Annotated in this window: 23 protein-coding genes; 4 read left to right on the top strand and 19 right to left on the bottom strand. The window is 52.5% G+C overall.

The window, feature by feature from the left end; all coding sequences use genetic code 11:
* Positions 1–50 precede the first annotated feature (50 nt).
* Entirely contained in the window at positions 51–2273 is a 2223-nt protein-coding gene (locus Pmgp_RS10495; RefSeq protein WP_192902887.1) for a YcdB/YcdC domain-containing protein, read from the bottom strand.
* A gap of 421 nt (positions 2274–2694) precedes the next feature.
* Here Pmgp_RS10495 and Pmgp_RS20895 point away from each other — a divergent pair, with 421 nt between their 5' ends.
* Complete coding sequence (locus Pmgp_RS20895; RefSeq protein ID WP_134213939.1) at positions 2695–2898, top strand: type II toxin-antitoxin system RelE/ParE family toxin; 204 nt, start codon at positions 2695–2697, stop codon at positions 2896–2898.
* 96 nt (positions 2899–2994) lie between these two features.
* Here Pmgp_RS20895 and Pmgp_RS10485 read toward each other — a convergent pair whose 3' ends face one another.
* The 4 genes from Pmgp_RS10485 to Pmgp_RS10470 all read right to left on the bottom strand — a co-directional run bounded on the left by Pmgp_RS10485 (position 2995) and on the right by Pmgp_RS10470 (position 9053).
* Positions 2995–5580, bottom strand: coding sequence for a DEAD/DEAH box helicase (locus Pmgp_RS10485; protein WP_134213938.1), 2586 nt, complete (start codon positions 5578–5580; stop codon positions 2995–2997).
* 220 nt (positions 5581–5800) lie between these two features.
* Positions 5801–7045, bottom strand: coding sequence for a BREX system ATP-binding domain-containing protein (locus tag Pmgp_RS10480; RefSeq protein ID WP_134213937.1), 1245 nt, complete (start codon positions 7043–7045; stop codon positions 5801–5803).
* Complete coding sequence (locus Pmgp_RS10475; protein WP_134213936.1) at positions 7014–8255, bottom strand: BREX system ATP-binding domain-containing protein; 1242 nt, start codon at positions 8253–8255, stop codon at positions 7014–7016. The genes Pmgp_RS10480 and Pmgp_RS10475 overlap by 32 nt, the downstream gene beginning before the upstream one ends.
* 3 nt (positions 8256–8258) lie before the next feature.
* On the bottom strand, positions 8259–9053 hold the full coding sequence (locus tag Pmgp_RS10470) for a hypothetical protein (RefSeq protein ID WP_134213935.1): 795 nt from the start codon (positions 9051–9053) through the stop codon (positions 8259–8261).
* A 244-nt stretch (positions 9054–9297) separates the two neighbouring features.
* Between Pmgp_RS10470 and Pmgp_RS10465 the strand changes: the two genes are divergently transcribed.
* Positions 9298–11202 carry an S-layer homology domain-containing protein gene (locus tag Pmgp_RS10465; RefSeq protein ID WP_134213934.1) on the top strand — a complete coding sequence of 635 codons (1905 nt, stop codon included), beginning with the start codon at positions 9298–9300 and terminating at the stop codon, positions 11200–11202.
* A gap of 115 nt (positions 11203–11317) precedes the next feature.
* Here the strand turns inward: Pmgp_RS10465 and Pmgp_RS10460 are convergent, their stop codons facing one another.
* The 7 genes from Pmgp_RS10460 to Pmgp_RS10430 form a co-directional block, all read right to left on the bottom strand.
* Positions 11318–11662: a hypothetical protein gene (locus tag Pmgp_RS10460; protein ID WP_153189208.1), complete on the bottom strand. Its 345-nt coding sequence runs from the start codon at positions 11660–11662 to the stop codon at positions 11318–11320.
* A 183-nt stretch (positions 11663–11845) separates the two neighbouring features.
* Positions 11846–12037, bottom strand: coding sequence for a hypothetical protein (locus Pmgp_RS10455; protein ID WP_134213932.1), 192 nt, complete (start codon positions 12035–12037; stop codon positions 11846–11848).
* A gap of 150 nt (positions 12038–12187) precedes the next feature.
* A complete protein-coding gene (locus Pmgp_RS10450; RefSeq protein WP_243119807.1) occupies positions 12188–13267 on the bottom strand; it encodes a copper amine oxidase N-terminal domain-containing protein in 1080 nt (359 codons plus the stop codon).
* A gap of 58 nt (positions 13268–13325) precedes the next feature.
* Complete coding sequence (locus Pmgp_RS10445; protein WP_153189207.1) at positions 13326–13925, bottom strand: TolB family protein; 600 nt, start codon at positions 13923–13925, stop codon at positions 13326–13328.
* 342 nt (positions 13926–14267) lie between these two features.
* Entirely contained in the window at positions 14268–15797 is a 1530-nt protein-coding gene (locus Pmgp_RS10440) for a zf-HC2 domain-containing protein (protein WP_192902886.1), read from the bottom strand.
* Positions 15784–16305: an RNA polymerase sigma factor gene (locus tag Pmgp_RS10435; RefSeq protein WP_134213929.1), complete on the bottom strand. Its 522-nt coding sequence runs from the start codon at positions 16303–16305 to the stop codon at positions 15784–15786. Before Pmgp_RS10435 ends, Pmgp_RS10440 begins: the two co-directional genes overlap by 14 nt.
* A gap of 41 nt (positions 16306–16346) precedes the next feature.
* Positions 16347–16925: a DUF881 domain-containing protein gene (locus Pmgp_RS10430; RefSeq protein WP_192902885.1), complete on the bottom strand. Its 579-nt coding sequence runs from the start codon at positions 16923–16925 to the stop codon at positions 16347–16349.
* 271 nt (positions 16926–17196) lie between these two features.
* On the opposite strand from Pmgp_RS10430, the gene Pmgp_RS10425 reads away from it, so the two are divergent.
* Both Pmgp_RS10425 and Pmgp_RS10420 read left to right on the top strand, forming a co-directional pair.
* A complete protein-coding gene (locus Pmgp_RS10425) occupies positions 17197–17457 on the top strand; it encodes a ribbon-helix-helix domain-containing protein (RefSeq protein ID WP_134213927.1) in 261 nt (86 codons plus the stop codon).
* The gene (locus Pmgp_RS10420) at positions 17457–17795 is read left to right on the top strand and encodes a type II toxin-antitoxin system PemK/MazF family toxin (protein ID WP_134213926.1); all 339 of its coding nucleotides are present in this window, start codon (positions 17457–17459) and stop codon (positions 17793–17795) included. Before Pmgp_RS10425 ends, Pmgp_RS10420 begins: the two co-directional genes overlap by 1 nt.
* Here the strand turns inward: Pmgp_RS10420 and Pmgp_RS10415 are convergent.
* From Pmgp_RS10415 to Pmgp_RS20080, 7 genes are all read right to left on the bottom strand, one after another.
* The gene (locus tag Pmgp_RS10415) at positions 17781–18065 is read right to left on the bottom strand and encodes a type II toxin-antitoxin system RelE family toxin (RefSeq protein ID WP_134213925.1); all 285 of its coding nucleotides are present in this window, start codon (positions 18063–18065) and stop codon (positions 17781–17783) included. The two genes, Pmgp_RS10420 and Pmgp_RS10415, sit on opposite strands and share 15 nt — an antisense overlap.
* A gap of 1 nt (position 18066) precedes the next feature.
* A complete protein-coding gene (locus tag Pmgp_RS19735) occupies positions 18067–18225 on the bottom strand; it encodes a hypothetical protein (RefSeq protein ID WP_192902884.1) in 159 nt (52 codons plus the stop codon).
* Between the two features lie 24 nt (positions 18226–18249).
* Positions 18250–18507, bottom strand: coding sequence for a protease complex subunit PrcB family protein (locus Pmgp_RS10410; protein WP_192902883.1), 258 nt, complete (start codon positions 18505–18507; stop codon positions 18250–18252).
* A gap of 235 nt (positions 18508–18742) precedes the next feature.
* A complete protein-coding gene (locus Pmgp_RS10400) occupies positions 18743–19102 on the bottom strand; it encodes a hypothetical protein (protein WP_134213923.1) in 360 nt (119 codons plus the stop codon).
* 227 nt (positions 19103–19329) lie between these two features.
* On the bottom strand, positions 19330–19704 hold the full coding sequence (locus Pmgp_RS10395; RefSeq protein ID WP_134213922.1) for a hypothetical protein: 375 nt from the start codon (positions 19702–19704) through the stop codon (positions 19330–19332).
* A gap of 352 nt (positions 19705–20056) precedes the next feature.
* Positions 20057–21289, bottom strand: coding sequence for a hypothetical protein (locus Pmgp_RS10390; RefSeq protein ID WP_192902882.1), 1233 nt, complete (start codon positions 21287–21289; stop codon positions 20057–20059).
* A gap of 153 nt (positions 21290–21442) precedes the next feature.
* A partial coding sequence (locus Pmgp_RS20080; protein WP_205078008.1) for a hypothetical protein occupies positions 21443–21630 on the bottom strand: 188 nt, incomplete at its 5' end.

Genomic DNA, 21630 nt, shown 5'->3' with positions numbered 1-21630 from the left:
ATGTCAGTGAGTCAGGGGAACACCCCTGACTCACTGACAAACAACAATAGTCACCACTGTTGTACAGACCGCAGGCGGGGCACGGCCCGGGTCACCAGCGAGGCCAGTTCGGCCCAGGTGACCTGGTCCGCGGGACGAAACAGGTTGTTTTCATTTCCTTTGATCAAGTCCAGGCCCCAGGCGATAGCCACATAGTTGCGCGCTTTATCGGACACCTGGCCGGCATCCGCAGCCTTAAGCCCGATCACCGCAGGCATCTCAGCCACCTCACTGTAACCAAGCGCCCGTACCAGCCAGACCGCCAGTTCCTCCCTGAGCAGCGGCTGCTCCGGGAAGAAGCGGTCGCTTTTCACCAGCATGCCCCTGCGAACGGCATACTGGATTACAGCATAGTCCCGGTCATCTGGTGAAACGTCCGTGAAGCTCGCTTTCTCACCAACCTGCTGGTACTGGTTGTATCTGTAATTTCCTTGCATGGCGCTCATCAGCACCCTGACGGCGTCCCTGCGGCTAACCGGCCCGTCGGGGTCAAAACCTTCGTCCGGCAGCAGGCCACTGTCCGCCAAAACCGCCAGAGAAGCGGCGGCCCAGTGCTCTTGTGGAACCACAGCCCCGGTTTTTTCCTCCGGTTGTGCCGCCATTATATCTAGCGCCACCAATTGCCTGGTATGGGCGTCGATTCCCATATCGCGGCGGCTGTCAAACATCAGGGCGAGTACCGGCTTTTTCCCCGGTCGGGGGTCTTCTCCTTCAAGCGGGAAGAAGTAGGCTGGTTTCAGACGCATCTTTTCCTGAAAAACCTTTTCCGCTTCCTCACGGGTAGTCAATCCCGCGGCGGAGGGAAATTTAACCGCGTGCCAGTTGCAGTCGTAGCTAGTGATTTCACCGCCCGCGCCAACACTTATCATAATCCCGTCCCGCAAAAACGGTATTCCGTTAACCAATCTGACAAAATTAAAAGTATATCCTTCCCCGAATTTTGTATAACTCTCATCCTGCCGCTCCTCGGCTACCTGCCCCAATTTTTCTGGGGAGACAAGACGGATAAAATCTACAGCCTTGTCGCGAGCAACTTTCCGTGTGATTTTTTGCTTGCTGCTATCGTCCCGCCCGCATCCGGCATAATCGTTAAAAGCGTTATAGTTTCTCACTTCACCGGTAAAAACGTCAATTCCAACATCTATTTGCTTGCGCTGTTCCCTTGGCTTCCAGTTTTCCTCGTCCGCCAAACCATAGCTCCAGTACTCATCATAAAACACACCGCCTCCGCTGCTGCCGCTCCCTCTGCGGTCAACCTCCCCGTCCATGCCGATCTTCCTGAAAAATTCCCGCGCAGCCTTTTGGGCCTCGGCCTGGCTTATCTTCTGGACAGGCCGGTTAACCGGACCTGTCCCTTCTAAGGAACCGCCGGTCGCGGGGACTGGAAGACCGGAAAAACGCTTGTACTGAATCAGCGGTATCGTTTTCCCGTCCGCGGTCAAAACCTCTCCACTGTCAGGACTGATTTTCAACATGCCGGGGCTGTTCAACCGGTAAACCAGATTTGCCTCCGGCACGCCCGGCAAGTTTGTTTTCACTCCTTCCGGCACCTGGTAGCACAGGATCAGGCCCAATTCACTTAATACCTTCTGCTCCAGGTCCTCGGGCATTGTTCCCGGCTGTGGAAAAACCGCGTCCTTGTGCCAGTTGACCGAAAAACTGGCCAGACGCCCGCTGAATAAATCCACTCCCACACTGATGCCGTCCCATTCCACCGGGACGCCGTTTTCTATCCGCTCCCAGTAAAAATTATAGGCGTTTTTGATCATGCCGCTCGGATAATAACCGTAATAATCATTTTCAGCCAGCCGGGTACGGCCAAACTCGGCCGGTCGGTATTTCCTGGCATACTCCATCGCCTTTTGTTTTGCCGCCTCCTCGGTTAACGGAGTTACGCCCCCTTCAGCTCCGACGTTGGAATCATAGTAATATAAGTTGACCAGCGCCCCGCTGTCCGCGTCAATGCTGATGCTGATATGTTCCACCCGCCTTCCTCCGGGGGTGGGATTGTTCCAATTCAGATGCCAAATCCCGCTGCTGTCACCCCTGTAATCATCCTGCAATTGAATGTCCAAATCTTTCCCCTCAAGCAGATCGGGAAACATTTCCCTGACGATCTGCATAGCCCTGTCCTGGGAAATAGCTTCCTCGCCACTCTCTACTTTTTGACCGGCCTCTTTGACAGGGTACGTGGAACCACTACCACTGCTCTCCGCCGCAGCTTCCCCGGCCATCACACAAACACATGTGATTAAAAGCAGAAAAAATAAAGCCGCCATTACCGGAGCTACAGTTACTGAAGATAATTTTTTTATTTCAAATACCCCCTTGAATAATTCCTCTAATTATCACTTCAATTTCTTCATTTGTTTCCTTAACCACTGGTCTAAAGAAAGATCTAATGTAACTTATTATCCTGATCATCACCTCGCTTCTTTCTTACATTTAAGAAGCAATCCCATTTCTCACTATTTTTTAAATACATCCTGCAACCTCTTAATATTATATTTTTTCTGGTACATATGTTTTATATTTCCTTTACTTAACAGTACCATAAAATGACTGTATGTTACAGAGCCGGATATTTTTTTGCGCTTTTTTTTTCTAAACAGCGCCTGTCCCTTCTGACATGTATGACGATGTTGAAAATAGTTTATGGGAAATATCCCAAAACTCGGCGTACTTATTCCTGATAAGAAAATGGGTGAGAGTGGTTTCCGTATGATTGTTGTAAACAAGTATCTTCTTTTTTATAAAGTGTACCCTGAAAAAGTAGATATCTTAAGAATATTACACGGAGCAAGAGATTATCCTAAATTGTTTTCACGGTTTTCTGGCAAAGAAGATACCGACAAGTAAATAAAGAACCACAAGTACATTTATTGTATAGATTGATCGAGAATAGGTGTTCCTGTTTATTCAAGACCACTTAAATTGCAGTTTGTTTTGCTGAAGCTAAAGCAGGTCCCGCACTTGATAAACGCAGCGGCAGGCCGGGCTGTGGGAGCAAACTGCCAGCGGCCCGCCTCTTGCAGGAACTGCCTTTAAGAGGTGGCCGGCCGGGCAGGTCAGCCCGGCCGCAGACAGGTAGCCTTCCAGAATTTCCGGCGTGAGCCTGGCAGCCGGAAGATCGCAGCGCGGGTAAGCGGTACAGCCCAGGAAATGACCGCCGCCGGTTCCCGCGCGTACAGTAAGCGAAGCGTTGCAGCGGGGACAGGAAAACAGATTTTCCACATACGCCTGCAAGCCGGCGAAGCGCTCCCCGCCAGATCCCCCGCGCAGGTCCATCTCCAACAGGTAGATCAGCGTACGGCAGACCCTCTCCCCCGCTACCCGGACACTGCAGCGGTCCACTTTGCCGTCCCCCGGCCAGGGGCTGCCGTACCAGAAAATGTCCCGATCCACCGCCGTCAACGGCGTGTGTGCCGCAGTATGCCGCACGGCATAGGACTGCAGTTCTACCGGCAAGACCGACGGCCGGCCGGTGCGCAGGGAAAGGCGGGCGCCGCCTACTTGCGCCTGCCGCAGGGCACGCACTACCAGACGCTCCGGCGGGCCGGCTGTAGCGGGCCAATCCAGCTGCACGGACGCCGCACGGCGGACGTCGGCCTCCCATGCTTCCAGAGCCGGCCAGTGCCCGAAGTGCCATTCCATTTCCATTTCTTTGCCCGCCATACGGGGAGGCAGGCCGGCTAGAAGTTCTCTGCCCCCGATCACCCGGCCGTTTTCCCGGATAAAGCGAAAAAGCCCGCACACAGCAGAGTCGCCGGGCAGCCTGCTCTCCAGAAAATCACGGCGGGCCAGGACGAAAAGCTTACCCCGCGCCCTGGTGACAGCAACGTTAACCAGCCGCTGCCCCACGCTCCCTTCCCTGCGGGAAAGGAGGCCGCCGGGGCCGCGCTGGGGAAAGGAGTCCACCAGGTCCAGCACCACCGCGTCCTGCTCCGCTCCCTGAAAGCGATGGACCGTGGCGGCCACCAGGCCGGCAGCCTCGGAACGGGCGCCGGCAGCGCCTAAAAATCCTGCCGTCAACGCGTTTAGCAACCTGGCCTGGGCGGCGTAGGGCGTGAGCAGGCCCACCGTGAGGCCGCCCAACCTGATCTGCCAGGCCAGCGTCAGAGCCAGGAAAGCAGACAAAGGGTTGAAGCGGGAAGAACCGTGCCGGTAGCAGAAGGCAGGCAGATCGCTCAGGTCCACCAGCGTCAGCGCCGCTCCCGGGCACGGTCCGGCAGCGGCCAGCGCGGCGCGTCCGGATGTCTCCGGAGCATTGTAAAGCAACCCGCCGTAGACAAAGTCGTTCACAAACCCGGCGATGGCCGGGTGCATCCGCCGCTGCAGGCGCAACACAGCGATGTCCGGCGCCAGCCCTTTTTCAAAAGCAGCCGTTATCCCGGCCTCCTCAAAGATATCCCGCTTCAACCAGCGCTCCACCCCCGGCGTCCCGGCCAGCGCCACCGGCGCCAGCTGGCGGAAGTCGCCGCTTACCACCAGTTTCCGGCCCGCCAGGGAGGCGGCAAAAAACACTTGCGGGATGTAGGCCATACTGGCCTCATCCAGCAGTACATAGTCATAATGATCTCTGTAAATCACCGGATCGGTGGCCGCTGTGGACAGAGTACAGCCAATTATCCGCGCGGCGCGGCATACACGGGCCGCCGCTTCCTTCAAGGCTGCCTTGAGATCCCGCAAGGCCCGTTCCACCTCAGTCAGGCGTTCGCCCCGTGCGCCGCCGGCGCGCAGCCTGGCCAGCAGTTCGCCGCGCTCGTCCTCCAACTCTCTAAGCCTCTCCCGCATCTCAGGACGGCCGGCGACTGCCAGGCTGGAGGCCTGCAGGCCGCTTTGCCGCAACGCTGGCAGCCTGGCCCAGCCGTAACGCACCACCAGTCCGGAAGAAGCCGGCGCCCCGATCCGGGCTGCCGCCCGCAGCACCGCGCCGTCCACGGCCACGTTGGCATGGGAAAGGATCAGCACCCGCCCGCCCTGCTCGAAAAAGAGCTTCGCGATCATAGCCAGGGTTTCGGTCTTGCCGGTGCCCGGCGGCCCCCAGATAAAGCTGATTTCCCTTTCACCGGCCAGGCGTAACGCTTCTTCCTGGGCGCCGGCGGCGGTGGACAGCGAAACGTAACAACGCTGGCCCGCCGGCACTTTTTCCAGTACGGCCAGGGCCATTCGCAGATTTCTCTCCGGCACATCAAGCATCCTCTCCTGCAGGGCGGCCAGTAAAAACCAGGGCTCGCAGAACACTTGGGCCCGCTCCAAGAGTTCACCCAAGTTCTCATGCAGCGCCAGAGTCAACTCCGAACCGCGCACGGCCACCACCTCTCCCGCGGTTTCGCGGGAGCCGTAGCGCAGACGCACCGGCGTACCGTCGAGGAGAAAAGCCTCCACCTCCAGGTCGAAGGCATACAGAAACCCCTCCTGGCCCCGGTAAACCAGCACTCCGTCCAATACCACCAGGGGGCGGCCTCCTTCATCGCGCAGGTACGCTATTTCTTCCGCCAGTGCCCCGTTGAAAGCCTCGATCAATGCTTCAGCGTGCAAGAAGTCACCTCACATTTCAGAATTTCCATCATTTATCGTCCGTGAGCCGTCCATCTCCAGTCACCGGTATAACTTCTCCTAAGAAAGCAGGTTGAGGTTTAAGGACCTTCGCATTGAAAAAATCCTTGTTCCTGGCTACTACCTCCCTCAATCTATATATTGTCATAACTTCACAATTACTTTGCGTACGATAAAAATGCTCCGGGCGCCGGTCCCGGGGCTACAGACATTCGTGCTCATGATCCTGAATCTTTTCCTGCTCCTCCCGCTCATCCTCCGGCAAATCGCCCGGCAGGATCTCCTCCGGCATCGCCGCCGCAATCTCCGGCCTGCCGCCGTAGAGATACTGCAGGTCAAGGTACTCCACCACGGCCCGGATCACCGTACGCAGGGGCCGGTCCGCGGGAAGGCCTGCCTTTGCCCGGCTGATGTCGTCCGGCGCCTGCCAGCCGTAAGCCAGGGCGTGCTGGTCGCGCACGGCCTGGAGCATGCGGCGGATGTCGAAAGTGGAGAGGGTGTCCAAAAAGAGGTTTTCTTTTAAAAAACTGCCGAAAACTTCCCGCACCGTGGGAATGTCATACTGCCTCTCTTTGGCCGCCAGTTTCTGCGGCACAATATCGTAGTCGCTGTTTTTCTGCTTCCAGATCAATTCCGACCAGAGGTTGGACGAGGCCGCAAAGACAGTATAAGTTGCCGTCAGGCCGAAAGAAGGCGACATAAAGCGGGCGGCGTTCAGGTAGGCGCTGGCCCTGGCCGTGATGCCCAGGTACATCAACTGTTCGAACTCGTCGAAGAGGATCACCCACCCGGCATAGCCGGCGGCCCGGATCAGGCGGGAAAGGAAGCGGAAGTAATCGAAGGTGTTTTCTTTGACCTTGAAAGGCGGTAGGGACAACCCTTTCCCGAAGTTCAGGCGATGGATGGATTTCAACTGTGTGGTGGGAACGAAATCACCCGCCAGGTCGCCGGCCAGGATATGCTGGTTGTAGGCGTCACCGCTGCCGTCCAGGTAGTTTTTCAGCACGGCCTCAAGTTTCGGGTGCAGGTTGCGGGCTGCGTAGTTCAGCATCTCATTCGCCTGATCGCTGCCCGGCTGCAGCGCTTCCAGCAGGGGGACAAAACCGGGTTGGGAGCAGCCCGGCAGGTACAGGCCGGCTGCCGCCCGGCGGTACAGGCGGTCCAGTTTATCGAAGGGAGTTTCCTTGGAAAGCGGCACGAAACTGACGGCAAAGTTCAGTTCTTGCGCCTTGTGGGCGATGATGTTCAAAAAATGCGTTTTACCATTGCCGAAGTTGCCCTTGACCACCAGGGAAAAGGCGCCGCCGTCCGAGCGCACCCGTTCCAGTTCGCGCCCCACGCGCTCACACGCGGCCTCCCGGCCGTAGGAAAAAATGGCGCTTAAGTTACGGGAGGAAACGCCGGAACGCAGGTATTCAATGACCTGTCTGGCTGCAAAATTCTCCATCCCTTTCACCCCCCGCGTCGTATTGGTTGACAATTGCCTCCACCACCCGCCGCACCGGTGAGAGCATGCTTACGTTTTCCACCAGGCAGTGAAAATCCTCCTGCCGGATACCGGAGCCGAGACCGAAAGTTTCGTTCAGCTTTTGTTGCAGTTCCAGGCAGGTTCCGGCAGTGAAGAATTCCTTTAACAGCAGGTCCTGGTTGAAAAGATCGGCAAATTTATTCGGGCGCGACCCCGCGACCTCGTTCTGGATGCGCATCCACAGCGCCTCGTAGGACTTAAAGCCCCCCTTCTCGTCATGGATCAGCTCCGTCCGCCCGGCAAAGACAAAAAACGCCCCTTCGAATCCGGCGAAGTCGTCCACCAACTGCCGCAGGCTCTCGTAGACCTCGTTGCGGGCGGACCTGCCGTAGAGCATCCGTCCTTCGGGACCGCGCTCCAGCAACGCGCTCAGGTCGTCTACCGCCGCGCAAAGCCCCCGGCGGCCGCAGAGGCGCAGCAAATGGAGGAAAGACGCCATCATGTGCCTGGCGTTGTATTTGTCGATGCGGGTAAAAATTTTGAGAGGCTTTAAAGCCCTGGCCGGCAGGGAGCGGCCTTTCAGCCATTCCTGCAGGATTTCCTTCTGCCCGTCTGCCAGCCGGCGCGAGCCCAGGCGGTGGGCGCAGAGCTGGGTGAATGCCATTGCGAAGCTGTGGTTTATTTTCCGGTCCTGATAAAGCTCGTCCAGCTTCTCCTGGATCTCACGCCGCAAGCTGTCCGCCGCCCGGCCCTGCGCCTGCGCCCAGCTAAAGAAATCTTGCTCCGGCGCAAGCTGCCCGGGCTGGTAGCCCAGGCTCCCGATCACATGATCGCAGTAAGCTGCCACCAGGTTTTCTACATCCACCGCGTCCAGCACGGCCTGGTAGATCGAGTCAAACTTATTCAGGCGCATCCGGCGGGCACTCGTGAAAAAGGTGACATAGCCCAGTCGCCGGGCCTCCTCCAGCATCAGGAGGAGGGCGTGGGTCTTGCCCGAGCCCGGCTTGCCGGTGAGAAACTTCACCTTGCTGCCGCCGCAGGCAATATAATCGTCCAGGTAGTGGTCCCGCCAGAAATTCCAGATCCCTTCCCGCTCTCCCACCGTAATTGCCTTAAGCACCTGCAAATCCAGCGGCGGGTTCCCGCACCGCAGGCTCTCCAGCGCTTCTTCCCTGACTGCCGGTTCCACCGGCTATCCCTCCCTGTAAAACTTCATCACACCAAGGCGTTGAGGCTGTCCCTGGGCGTCCAGGACCACCAGCGCCTGCCTGTTGTTGCGCACATTCCCCAGCCAGAGGCGTCTGCCGTCCGGCGCGTTCATCCGCCCGCTTTTCAGTACCCGGTGCAGGTCGAAGGCAAAAAGCTGCGCCGGGTAGTCGCGCCTTTGCCGGGGCAGCGGGGTGAGGGTGTTATAGACGTCTTTCAGCAGTACTTCCTGTTCACTGACGTCGATCTTTGTCTTGGCGATCTGTTTGGCCATCTCCGTGTCGTAAGCCGCCGCCAGGGCTTGGAGAAAGCGCTGGGTATCGAAGGAAGCCGCGTTTAAGCGGTCGATGCTTTTCTTCAAGTGCCCGGCCAGGACGCCGGGGCGCAGGTTGCGGTAGACACGGTCGTCGATGGTGACCATCTCTTTTTCCGGCAGCACCCGTACTTTATATGGAAGGACTTCGTAAACCGGGTACTCTGCTTCCACGGCCAGGCTTTCCGCCGCCAGGGCGTCCATAAAGCCCCGGTGAAACTCTTCCTGCAGGTAAGACTGCAGGTTGAAAGAGGGCAGCTTCTCCAGCAGGCCCAGCAGTGTTTCCTGCTGCCTGTCCAGCAGCTCTCCGTAGCGGGCCAGAGCCTGCTGCAGGGCTTCCAGGTTGCCCTCGTCGCCTGCCGTTTTCACGCGCCTGACCACGTTAACCATGCTGCGGTGAACGTTGTTGAGGCTTTTAAAGTCCTCCTGCAGCGTCTGGTCCAAAAATTCATCAAGAGTCTTCGACATATATAAAAAACACCCCCGAAAGTCTGACAGAATATGCTATCTTTCTTCAAGGGCTGGGCATTATCCTTCTACTCATTTTAAATCTCTGCAACAAAATGCGGTCCTTTTCTTGCTAGCAAAGACCCTGACCAGAGCCAGGCACAATTGTTAGTTTTTGTTCCAGGCAGCCTCAACTCTACATGGTGAACCTTTTAATGCTCTCTATCGTCCAATATTTAAAAAAAGTAAAGGAAGAGAAGAATAAATGAAAAGAGCTTTGTTTATGTTTTTGTTAGTATCGATTCTTCTAATAGCCCCGTACGCAGGTTTTGCCCGGACTCCCTTTGACGACATTCAGTCCCAGGCTTCCGCCGATATTGAAGCTGTTTACGAAAAAGGTATAATGATTGGCACAGCAAGCAATAAATTCAGTCCGGACGAATTTGTCGACCGGGCGCAACTGGCTGTATGTTTAGTTAAAACCTTTGATTTAAATTATGATGACTTAAAGTTTGTCAAAGCGCCTGTCCCTTCTGACTTGTATGACGATGTGGAAGATAATATATGGTACAGTAAGGCTTCAATGATTATCGGCTATAATAAAATCTTTAATATTGCCGACAGAAAATTTAGACCCCATGAAGCTGTTACCAGAGCAGAAGCAGCCAGTGCGATAGCTGACTCTTTTGCAGCAAAAAAGCTATCGGTTATTACCACAATGATGTGGCCGGATTATCTTGATACAACTAATTTGAGCCAAAAACAACAATCTGACATCAGCTTTGTCTTTAACACCGGCATAATGAGGTACACCGGCAACGAATTCAAACCTGACGAGAAAATAACTCGTGCAGAACTGGCGACCATTTTAAACCGAACTTTAAAAACCCTGGCTGTCGCAACGCCTGCTCAGGAGGCGGGACCGGGAAGCTCACCGGACTCCAGCAATCCAATAATAACCCCCCCGGATGTGAATACAGCCGCCTTCAAGGATCAAGGCGCTCTGGCTTTCATCAGGCAGGGCTTGCTCTACACGCTTGATGGCGAAACGGGAGAGGTCAAGCAACTGACCGGGTCCGGCAGGGCATTGCAGCCAGCCTGGTCTCACGACGGCCAGTGGCTGGCGTTTATCCGCGTCACCGACCAAGAGGCCAATACCGGCCCGCTTTGGCTGGTACGCCGGGACGGTTCGCAGGCCCACCAGGTTCAAGACCTGCCCCAGTTAGTCAGCCGCGAAAGATTTTATTGGTCGCCCACCGGTAACGTGCTGGCGGTAGCTATGCCAGATGGCGTCTGGCTGGTGCCGGCGGAAGGCGAGCCGCGCCGGCTGGTCAAGTCCGAAGGAACGTTTCACTTGGCCTGGTCGCCTGACGGCAAATCCCTGGCTTACAATGTTACGCTGCCGTCGGAGGAACCACAGAACCGCAGCGACGTGCTCTATACCATTTCTGTAGACGGCGGTCAGCCTGTTCAGCGACTGGTGGCCCCACAGGCCGGGATACAGGTTACTGCCTGGTGGCCAGACGGCAAAGGGTTGCTGTACTGGTTGGACCCATTACACTCAGCTTCTCTGGCGGCTGACGGGATGGGCCTGTGGAGCCTTCGGTTGGGTGATACCGAGCCTACACTCCTCACCAGTGGTCTTGCCCACCGGGGGTGGCTGTCCTTATCACCGCAGGGGAGCCTGCTGATGGTAACGGGCGGCTGGCGGATAGTCTGGGCAAGAAAGAGCCTGGCCACTGTAGACCTGGAATCGGGGAGCGTCCAGGAACTTAACAATCCCGAAGGCAGCGTCGCTATCGACCCCTCCTTCTCTCCGGACGGCAGCCGTATCGCCTTCGTTACCGCAAAGAACTTGGGCGACGACGTGTGGGGCTTTAGTAAACCCGAGGAACTGGCTGCCTGGGTGGCCACGCGCACACTCTGGATCCGGAATTCAGACGGCTCCGGCGCTCATCCCCTGACGGACGCCGGAGCGGGCGTGTACCAGCCGGCCTGGTCCAAAGATGGAGAGCACATCCTGTATGTGCGGGACAACGCCATCTGGATAATCGGGGCCGACGGCGGGCAGCCGGAAAAGGTATTGGGACTGTTTCCCAAAGGGGGAGATCTCTTCGGCTTTTACGGTTATTCTTCGTACCAGGGTATTATGGCATGGTACCAGCCTTAGAGGTAGTTGTAAGACCTATTCCCGGCGCTTCCTCAACTGTAATCTTTGCAAGCTGCATGCCGGAACGGATATCTTATGGAAAAATATTAACCTTAAAAACTATAACCGTCCCCCGTCACTCACCTGTCACCTTCTTTTTACTTGGTAACTCCTCAGGATTGACCTGGTGAACTTCTATCCTCTTAGAATTCAAATCAGGCGATTGTTCTGACAGCACCGGCCTAAATGTATTAGGTTCACCATTAACTGAGCCAACGGTATAATCATTTTTAATAGTATTAACTTGATTAACTACCCAGTCGTCAGGTGCAGTCAAAAAATGCATATCCTTTTTGTTTTCATAAAAGGTACTGACTTTAACCCACAACTTAGTCTCAGGTTTGACAGCGATCCCGGAAAGCCCCGTCATTGCTGAATTTATCGCGTGGCACAATTTAGGGGGTCCATAAATTGGAAGCATGCTCAGCCCTACAGCCACAAGGGATGGGAAATTATTACTGTCAAACTCAAGTTAGTAAGGATAGATTTATCCCTTATTTCTGACTTATCGTCTTGCCGGTTAAATACAATCTCCTTGTCGTTTTCAAAAGTATAAAACTCTGGAGCAGTTCTATAGCAATATAGTGACTCTATATAATGACTCTTATCGCTTTTTCCCCTCCAATAACCTTCTCATTTCTTTGATTTCTCCATCCATTATTTCAACTTTGTTTTGAATATCCTTTTTAAAAGCCCAGGCTTTTGATACTAATATTACAATACCGGCAAAGAAAAGGATAAATATTAACAAATCTATAATTTGCGCAAACAGTGTTGCATTGATTTCCAAACCCAATATGTACACCTCCTTGTTGTAGTATCTCCCCAGTAAAGTCCAGGTTTATTTATCATCTTCTGTTATTAAAACTGATCAGACGGTATCTTTCAAATAAGACAAAACTATTGAGCATATAAGCAGTTATCATACGAATATCTCAATAACAAGCTATTGTCTAAAAATGTTCTCAATTACCATTTCTCCAGTCTTGTAATCGAAACAGTAATAATATCTTTTATTCTCTTGCTCTGCAAACACAAACCAGTCTATCTGGTTTTTTTCATATGGAGCAATGTAGATCTTTTGAACACTTTCACGCCTAATGCCCTTTTCCTCCAGTTTAGAATAGATGGTTTCTTTAGACACTCCGTCATTCATAAGAACAGAACCCGTGAGAGAAATGTCCCCGGTATATTGGTTCTTTGTCAACCAAACAGCTTTTTCCCGCCCTGACTCATCGTTTCCAATAACCATCGTGTCAGTGGGCCCATATTCAATAAAACGGGTGGGCGTGAATTGCACATCTTTTACGATCTTCAATAGCCCCTGTTCTAAGACGTATGCCTTTGCTTCCTCAACAGAAGGGCTGTAATCGGGTCCAACCACGGCATCATACAACTTATAATATTTGTCTGCGTCAGGCTTTCCCTGCCCATTCTCCGTCACTTCCGGGAGATTAGACTTCATAAAATCCCCATCTGAAATAGAAACGGTCCTGCCCTTTTCATCCCAATCAACTTTTGCTCCCAGCGTTTCCGAGAGAAACCGCAGAGGCACCATTGTCCGACCGTTGACAATGATAGGCGGCTGTTCCAGAAAAAATATCTGCCGGTTATTTGTAAAACCCTCATTTGAACCAATGTTCAAACCAATCACTGTGTCACCTTTTTGCACTGTCACCTGCGGTCTTACCCCGGTCCATACCACGGTGGCTCCTAGCGACTCTGCAATTTTGCGCAAAGGGACCAAAATTCTGTTTTCAACTAAAATTGGTTCCTGGTCAAAAGTCAATTGCTTGCCGTTCAAAAATACAGTTAATTCATATAATGATTCGCCTGCCGCCGCCGCACCGGCCCCGCCTGCAAGCAGGCTTTGTCCGGCGGCCCGAACCTCCTGGGGTTTGCCGGCCAACCCGGCGAAAATGGTGAAAATAAATAATAACATAACTGGGAAAACGATATTCTTGCCGGATTTAATCATCTCAGCCACCTCCGGGTTTATTCTCGTTGAGCATGTTAAAATCTTCATAAATTCCTTCAAAAACTATTAAAGCAACATATGGCAACTCAATCTTGGTGTTAAAGAATTATTGCTTCCCATAGAAGGCTAAGATGTCAAGCAATGAGACATAGCCATAGTAGCCAGAAGAGTTGGGGGCATCAGGTAAAGGTCCTGCGATTTTAACCGGGCTTCCACCATTGATATTGATCAACCAGATGGAGTTATCTTTCAGGTAAATAATATGAGAGCCGTCCCGGGACCAAAGCGGGCGGCTGATTCCTGTTCCGGCCTCATTTACCTGGCGGGCGTTTTTACCGTCGGCATCCGCGACCCAAAGTGTTCGTGCCTGCTGCCAGGAGGTGACTTCCCCGGCGTCTGCAAGATCTTCTCGCTCAACAGCTTCCACATACGCGATATGTTTCCCGTCAGGGGACCAGCACGGGTCGAGGGATACTGTGTCGGGTCTCTGAGGCAAATATTTTGGCCACCTGGCCTGACCGGTATCACTCAGCTTTGTAAGAGTGCCGTTATCACCATCAAGAACATAAAGCAGGCCGTTCCAGACAAATGCCAGCCGCCCCTGACCTCTGAATGCATCGACATTGACTTGAGGTAAACTGGAATTATCCTGCTGCATCGAACTAACCGGAACTACTGTGGTTTTAATTTTTTTGGGCATCTCCACTAATATCACTTCTTTATCTTTAAGTTAAACCGTCTACCAGGGACTTAAAGGCAAGCCATGTCCCCTTTCTCGGCAAGTGATTTCAATGCGCAACTCACCTAACCCCTTTCATCAGTACTGTACCAAAAACAATCCCGATAAGAGCCGCTATGACGCTTAAGAGCCCCCAATCCGTCCGCGGCCTGTGCGTTTTATGCAACTGTTTTCCAAGAGACAAAGGCATCTAACGCCTTCTCTTCATAGGTGTTGGATATGTTCATAACTATTAATGAGAATAAGGATACAAGTATCCGTAATATCCTCGCGCTTTAAAGTATTCAGAGTGATCTGCGTTTCATCATTCTAATTCCCGACGGGAATCCGGTCAAAAACCACGTCAGGCAGTTTTTCACCGACCGCAGCCAGGTTTAAGGTCAAATCCCGCTGTCCGGGATCCGTCAGGTATATTTCTATCCTGCCGGTTTCATTTTCCCAGGTGTTCCGGCTGTGCCCGAGCGGCCTTCCTTCATTGTCCTCCAGGCGAAAGTCGGGCAGGTAAACGGGGAAATAGCCCTGCTGGCCGGGCAGTCTGTAATACAAACAAAGCCGCTCTCCTTCCACTGAGAGCCTGTCCAGGTAAATCTCCTTCCCGCCGGCGGTAATGTTCCTGTCCAATAAAACCTCGCCTTCCGTTGGAATTGTCAAACTTACCTTCTCCTCGGGTATGGTTTGCCGGTAGGCGTACAGCGGGGGAAAGGAAAGTTTTAGTTTTTTGGCGTCCACGTCAAGGGCGTTGAAAAGGAAGGAACCCGCCACGCTGCCGGTGCTGGTAATGGTACTATACTTGGCGCCTTCATAGGCAGCGCTTTTGCCGTTTGTTAGATCAATCAACAGCGGTATACCCACCGGCGGGGCATCCTTAGCGGCGGGGCGTCCCGGTCCCCCGGACGGCTGATCCGGCGGCGCCCCCGTGGCCCCGCGCGGCGGTCCGGTGAAGCCGGCTGCCGCAGCGTGCGCCTGTCCGTCCGGTCCCAGGCCCAGGCTGAACGGCTGGCCGGCTCCAAAGCCGACACCGGTCACGTCGCTGTCCGGTTCTACTGCCACAGTAAATTCCACGACGCTCTGGCTAACCCCCAGAACAAGTTTATCCAGGCTGATTTTCAGCCCGCCTGCCTCGCTTTTCAGTTCAGGGCTGATTTCCCTGGTTAACCCGGCAAGTTTTACCGTATCCACCTGAATATCAAAGACTGCCTTTTCACTTCCGGCACTGTCTGTAAATATGAGCGACACTGCACGCGCGTCCGGTTCTATAGCGGCAAGCTCGGCCATGAAATGTTCCCCCCGGTAGCCCTTACCCGCGAAGTATGGATAATAGTTCCCGTTTTCGTCCCGCATTTCGATTTCAATCTCTCCTGACATATCCTGGGCAGGAGACATCCTGTAGAATACTGTGGTACGGGCGGCGTCGAAAAGGATCCCGTCGACGGTGATCCAGCTCTGACCCAGTTGTTTTGTCTGCCCCACCGGCGTGATCAAGCCCATCTTTTCCGCCCTGGCGTAAGCAGGATCTCTCGTAGCAACGTTTTTCCCCGCATAGTATGAGGCCGACGCAAGTCCCGCGGCAGACAGCGCTAGTAAAACCAGTACCATCAAAAAAGTGCGGCGCAGCCTGACCAGAAAGACCGCGGCCGTTTTTTCACGCGTTTCATTGATCTCAGAGTTTAATTGTCCGGGCGCATGGAAGATCGGTTTTTGAAACTCCTCCAGCGAGCGCCTGCACTCGTTACACGACGACAGATGCTCTTCCACGAACCCGGCGGTGGCTGCGCTGACCTCACCCTCGGCATAAAGGGCCAGCAAGTCCTGGACTATCTCGCATTTACTCTCGCTCACGTAATCCCCCCTTTTCCAGCGTGCAATATATTTCCCTGAAGCGTTTTTTAGCCCTGAACAAAATCACCCGTGCGGCCTGGGGAGACTTGCCCAGGGCTGCTCCGATCTCGTCGTAGCTTAAATTTTCCACTTCACGCATGAGAATCGCCGACCGGTAATCCTCCGGGAGCAGGGAGAGCGCGCGCTCAACCTGTCCGGCAAGTTCGGCGCCGCAAAGCGCCTCTTCCGGATCGCCGTCCGTAGCCGCTGCAGTATCACACCATGCCGGGTCTGCCAAAAGCAAATGGTTCGCCTTACGGACGTTCTTCGAACAGACATTACGGGCGATCCGGTAAAGCCAGGTACTCACGCCGGACTCACCGCGAAAACCGGCTATCGAAAGCACTGCCTGGTAAAAGGTCTCCTGGGTCAGTTCCTCGGCCAGGTCGTGACTGCCGGTGCAGCGGTAGAGGTAGCGAAAGATCATGGGCCTGTATTCTTTATAAAGTTCGGCGAGTGATTTCAACACACAACCCACCTGATACCTTTCAATGTTGCTGTATTTAAATACTAATTCTCTTTAACAGGCTTTGCATATTCGAAGTATAACTCCCCTGTAAAAGCCGGTACCATAACCTTATTTTTTTCCTGCGTTTCAACTGAAATGCCGGAATCGCTTAGATATTCGGCAAGGCCGCCTTTTAATTCCAACCTGCTCTTTAGAGCGGAGGCATTGCCGATGGCGATGATACGGTAAGGAGGTGACAGAGGGGTTCCGTTAATATTGATGTGGTTGCCGGCCAGGCGTATCTCGCTGACGGCCGTGATGCGCTGGCCGTTTATGGCAATAGCTTCCGAGCCTGCGTTGTATAATTCGTTAACCATTTTTAAAAGATGTTCGTCGGTGATATCTTTTGGAGCATGGACAGTACCGGATCCGGCCTGCCCCGGGTGACTTTGTACAACCAACTCCACTCCCGGTCCGGACACAGGGGATAAGCCGGCAAATCGTCTTATTTTAACAAGTTCTCTTTCCAGTGCTTCATTAGCCTCTCTTTGTCCTACCCCGGCCTGATCCAGTTTGGCTGATAGATCAGAAATTTCTTTCTGCAGTTCATATAAATCCTCTACCAAACTTTTTTTCTCCAAGGCTAATTCCTGCTCTCTGTCCCGGGGGACAACGTTATTACCGTGCCGGTTTTCTTCAGGCCAAGCCGTTTGATATAAGTGTCCATTCCGCAACAAGTTTTTAAATCAGCTTAAAATCCTGACCAAACTAAATGGCAAATAAAACACCGGATTTTATACGTATTGATTATGCGGTGGAATGGTCCCGAAGTTCTAAACTTAGCCGGTTGACATTATCTAATCCAAAAGCTTATAATATATTAATAACGTCTGACATTATGGAGGCTAGATCGTGGAACAAGTACGTACAACTGTCCGTATGCCATCAAAACTTCTCAAAGATATTGAAAAAGTGCGGGACCCACAGAAATTCCCCACCCTGAGTGACTTCGTCCGCCAGGCGGTAGAACACTACGTTACGGAAACGAGACGTAAAAGCTTACGGGATGAATGCCGCCGGTTAGCCGAAGAAGAAAACCTGTCTGAATTTGCAGATGCCGACCTCGACGAGTACATGGAACGGATGGCCCAGGCTGAAAAGGGTGAGCTTTAATGCCGGGGGAAGCGCCTCACTCGGGTGATATATACCGTGTTAGCCTGGAAGGTACTGGCCGAGTCCTGCGTGGGCCACATTACGTAGTAGTTGTTTCCGATGAGCCTTTTAATTATCTATCTACTGTTGTAGTTGTACCGCTTTCAACCGGGGCCAAATCCGCCTCTTTCAGGCCGGAGATGATTTTTCACGGTAAAGTCACACGGGCACTTCCAGACCAGATACGGGCAATTGATAAGCAAAGGTTAAAAGAATATCAGGAAAATGTGGCTGATACTTCTTTCTTTTTGGCTCTAAGAATTTCTCTTAAGGAATTATTTGGCTTATACGAACGCTAATCTATTGCCTGAATGACAACCCTTTAACCTCTGTGTAATAATATAAACCTCATCATCTGCTCTCGCAGGAACTATAAGGAGCTTAATCTTGAAGTAGCCTGCTAAATTGGTACCGCCTTTATTGCCAAGGGGCTTACCATAACCGCCCTCTGCCTGTGGTAGAGGATTACCTGACACCTTGTTAATGGCTTTGATGAACTGCACACGCTGCGCTCGATCAAGCTGCTTTATATCCTCCAAAGCATTTCTTAAATACTCTACCTTCCACATTCTATTCAAGCTCCACGTCTGTGCCTTCTAAATATGCATCATTAATGCCAAGCTCCTGCATGGCTTTGTCAGCCGGAATAAAATCCTCCGCCTTTGCACTTGCCATACGTTTTTCAGAATTGATATAATTGCTCACTTTTTTATTAATTGTCTGGACCATTCTTTTATATTTGCGAATATATTTTCATTGCGGGTTTCCCTCCACGAATTCCACCGCCGCCTCATTTGCCGGGATACGGACTAAAATATACGGGTAGGTGATCACCTGCGCCTCCACCTGACCGGGCAACGGGCCGTCAACCCGGTAATAAACTTTTAACTTGTCTGAACTGCCAGAGATACTGGTAACCCCCACACTGTAACCGGCCGTTGACTTTTCCCCCGCGGCGATAAGTAAATAGCTCCATTCACCCAGGGTTTTCGAGCCGGTAAAAGGCTGCAAGACGTTGGCGGCCGCCCATTCCTTGATTTCTTGCGGGACGCTTTCGTCATCCGGTGGTCACCGGAGATCCCGAAATTCTAGCCTCCGCCAGGGAAATTGGCGTGGAAATTATCTGGATCGGTACCTAGCGGGCTTACATCCGAAAACAAGTTTCTCTTTCACTTTACCCGGTAGCCAGTCCGTCACCACAGGAATTCAGCCCAGGACACCCGTGAACATTGTTTATAAAGTTAATTCATCTCTTTTTGCCGCGCCCGGATTCATCCTGGAGGCTGAAGCCGACCACCTGGCCCGTGTCTGCCAGCGCGCTGAGATGTAAATAACGCATTTTGCTGTGATCCGGCCTGCCGTCCGGACCTGTTTGGGGTTCGGACATCCAGTTGTACTCTTTCACCTTAATTCCCGGCTCAAGGTACTCTTCCCGCTCTACTACCCCGTTAAACTTCATGCCGGAAATATCTATGCCTGTCTCAGCGGCAAGTAGAGAGGCCGCTTCTTCGGGAGTCCCGGCGACCAGTTTCTTGCCCTCTCCAGCCAGGCTTATCCGGCTGGTCAGCGGCTGCTCTTGAAAACCGTCCAGCGGCTTCCCCGTCACAGCATCTATGAGGGTATAGTTCGAAGGAGTATACCATCAAGACCGGCCGGGTTTCGACCTTCTTGCTGCCAAACACCGGGTACTTCAGGGGCTGCCGTTCAACGTAGTTCAGCTTCATTTCCAGCAGCCCGGCAAAAACCTTTTCCGCCGCTTCTCTCGTCATGGCCTGGGAAGGATCGGGGAACAAAGCCAGATCCGGTCCGCCGTCCTTTACGCCGTCATTTTTCTCATAGCAGTTCTCCTGTATTAGTTTTAAAAAAAATGCTGGCGTAAGTATGCATAATACCGGGCGCCGCCTCTCCGGCGCGGTCGCTCAAGGTTACCCCCCAAGCAGCATCCCCCTCGTCATGCACACCTTCCACGGAGAGTTCCTTTAGTTCGGGCACGATCTTAAAGATCTTTTCCAGGGCCTGCCGCTGTGACTCATTCAACTGTGCCTTTGCGACCGGCTGTCCGGCAGCCCCGTCTTTCAACTGTACAATTTCCGTACCGCCTTTCACTTCCCGCACGCTCGACACCTCTTTTTCCGCCGCCCAGGCGGTCGTGGACAGCAGCATGCCCACAGCCAGCACAGCGGCAGTTGTTCTCTTAACCCTTTTCAAAAAAATCTCCCCCTTAAGTTGTTTAACTGTATAGTCGTTTGAAAACGCAAAACGTTACAGTTAAAATTTAAAAAATTTTATATAACAGGGACGGTCTTCTGCTGAAAATAGCCGTTAAAAACCCCTGCCTATAGGCGTGACGTACCTTAGGGCGGCAATAATAAGGGAGACTGCAAGCCACGATAAAAAAATTACAACAATATACCTTAGAATCTCTAAGGCAACATCTTTTTCTGCTTTTAATAGCCTATAAGCAAGATAAAACAAGCCAATCGCAAATACAACAAATATGATTGGGAGATACATTTCATTAAATCCTTTCTAAGTTTAAAAAGCTGAGACAAGCGATATTTTAGCGAACCAGTTTATCCGGCAGCTTAACAACCTGGTAACGGGGATTTGCCTGGGTGTCGTATAAAAAAGCAGCATATTGACCGGATATAAGGGGCTGGGACTGAATCCAGCCACCCGTAAGCCGGGTTGTTTTACCGGTTCGGGTATGGTACAAAAGGACGTCCGCGTTGGCAAAGTCGGTGCTAACATCACTGGTGGAGTGGCCGCGCCGTTCGTCGGTCCAGACGACTCGCCCGTTATCTACCCGCGGCTGCCACTGGTGGAATGAGTCATCCGTCAACCTGGTCACTTTGCCGGATTCCAAATTCTTCATTACAATATCGGCGTTATTCAGTTCTTTGTATTCTGCCCAAACAACGAGGTCGCCGGATACGTCAGGGTCGCATTCCATGGTCGGGCCTGTAGCTACAGCCTGCTCCTTGCCCGTTGAGATGTCATAAAAGTAAATGTCCCAGTTATAGTCCGGACAGTTTTCACACCCCCGGAATCTTATATTGGTGTTGTTACGGTTGTCCCGCCATACGATCTTACCGTCCCGGATACGGGGATGAGTGTGATCGTATTCTCCCCTCGTAATCCTCGTTTCCTTTCCGCTTTTGAGATCGTAAAGGTAGACGTTCCAGATACCGTAATAGTCGTCCGTAGTATCGTGGCGGTTATCCTCCCAAACGACATAATGCTGCCAGATACGGGGATTGCGCTGGGCGGCCGGGTTGTAGGTAAGCTGTTTTTTTTCCCTGGTTTCCAGGTTATAGAGAAAAATGTCCCAGTTGAGTTTACTCTGGTTATATGTAAATTTTCCGGACGGTTCTGTCTGCACCGGGTTACGCGTTTCGCTGCGCAGGTCCGCCCAAACCACATTCTTGCCTTCGATATCAAAACCGGAAATGTGTTTTCCGATAGTGGGAACGGTATATTCCTCGCCTGTTTCGAGATTATATACACTCAACTCCAGGGTATCATTTCCATGTAAATAGTTTTGCACAGCAATATATGGTGAACTCAAGGCTGCTTCTCTTCCCGGAAATTCGGCCGCGATGGGCAGCACTTGTTTCTTTATACCCTTTACGGATTCAAGTATCGACCTCTGGATATTGAAAGTTATCCTCTGGATGTTATTAAATATTGCTCTTTGGACAGGGATCATTGAATAAATACGGCCAATAACATTGTTACCTATAACAATAACTAACACTACAACAAGCGCTATTAAAACAATTCGCCTGGCCAAGCTATTGAACCCCCTCCGGCAATTTAACCACCGTGACTCTAAAAGTATGACGGCGTGAGAAACAAACAGGTTCATTAAAAGTAATACCTTAACCAATTAATAGTGTATGATATTTCCATTTAATGTAAGGGGTAAAAGTTTCTGGTATTTTTTTCATGCCCTCCGGAGTATAATCGAGTAGGGTAATGCTGCAGTAATTTTCTGCAGCATTATCCTCCGGGTAGAAGGGCCACCATTTGGTGGCCCAACCCCCACGGAACCCGGCGTGCGGATTTCCCGCACCGGGCTCTTCAGAAATTGGCTCACAGCATTGCGTATGCTTTTAATTCCGTATATGGTAT

The sequence above is a fragment of the Pelotomaculum propionicicum genome (assembly GCF_004369225.1).
Classification (GTDB): Bacteria; Bacillota; Desulfotomaculia; order Desulfotomaculales; family Pelotomaculaceae; genus Pelotomaculum_B; species Pelotomaculum_B propionicicum.
Note: the sequence above shows the minus strand (reverse complement) of the source record. Positions and strands in the feature narration are given on the sequence as shown.

Bases quoted from the DNA above. Each gene is read 5' to 3' on its own strand.
- Pmgp_RS20895 (WP_134213939.1), top strand. From the start codon at position 2,695: ATGGGAAATATCCCAAAACTCGGCGTACTTATTCCTGATAAGAAAATG.
- Pmgp_RS10470 (WP_134213935.1), bottom strand. From the start codon at position 9,053: ATGTCGAAGACTCTTGATGAATTTTTGGACCAGACGCTGCAGGAGGAC.
- Pmgp_RS10495 (WP_192902887.1), bottom strand. From the start codon at position 2,273: ATGGCCGGGGAAGCTGCGGCGGAGAGCAGTGGTAGTGGTTCCACGTAC.
- Pmgp_RS10450 (WP_243119807.1), bottom strand. From the start codon at position 13,267: ATGAAGATTTTAACATGCTCAACGAGAATAAACCCGGAGGTGGCTGAG.
- Pmgp_RS10420 (WP_134213926.1), top strand. From the start codon at position 17,457: ATGCCGGGGGAAGCGCCTCACTCGGGTGATATATACCGTGTTAGCCTG.
- Pmgp_RS19735 (WP_192902884.1), bottom strand. From the start codon at position 18,225: ATGGTCCAGACAATTAATAAAAAAGTGAGCAATTATATCAATTCTGAA.
- Pmgp_RS10480 (WP_134213937.1), bottom strand. From the start codon at position 7,045: ATGGAGAATTTTGCAGCCAGACAGGTCATTGAATACCTGCGTTCCGGC.
- Pmgp_RS10415 (WP_134213925.1), bottom strand. From the start codon at position 18,065: ATGTGGAAGGTAGAGTATTTAAGAAATGCTTTGGAGGATATAAAGCAG.
- Pmgp_RS10460 (WP_153189208.1), bottom strand. From the start codon at position 11,662: ATGCTTCCAATTTATGGACCCCCTAAATTGTGCCACGCGATAAATTCA.
- Pmgp_RS10465 (WP_134213934.1), top strand. From the start codon at position 9,298: ATGAAAAGAGCTTTGTTTATGTTTTTGTTAGTATCGATTCTTCTAATA.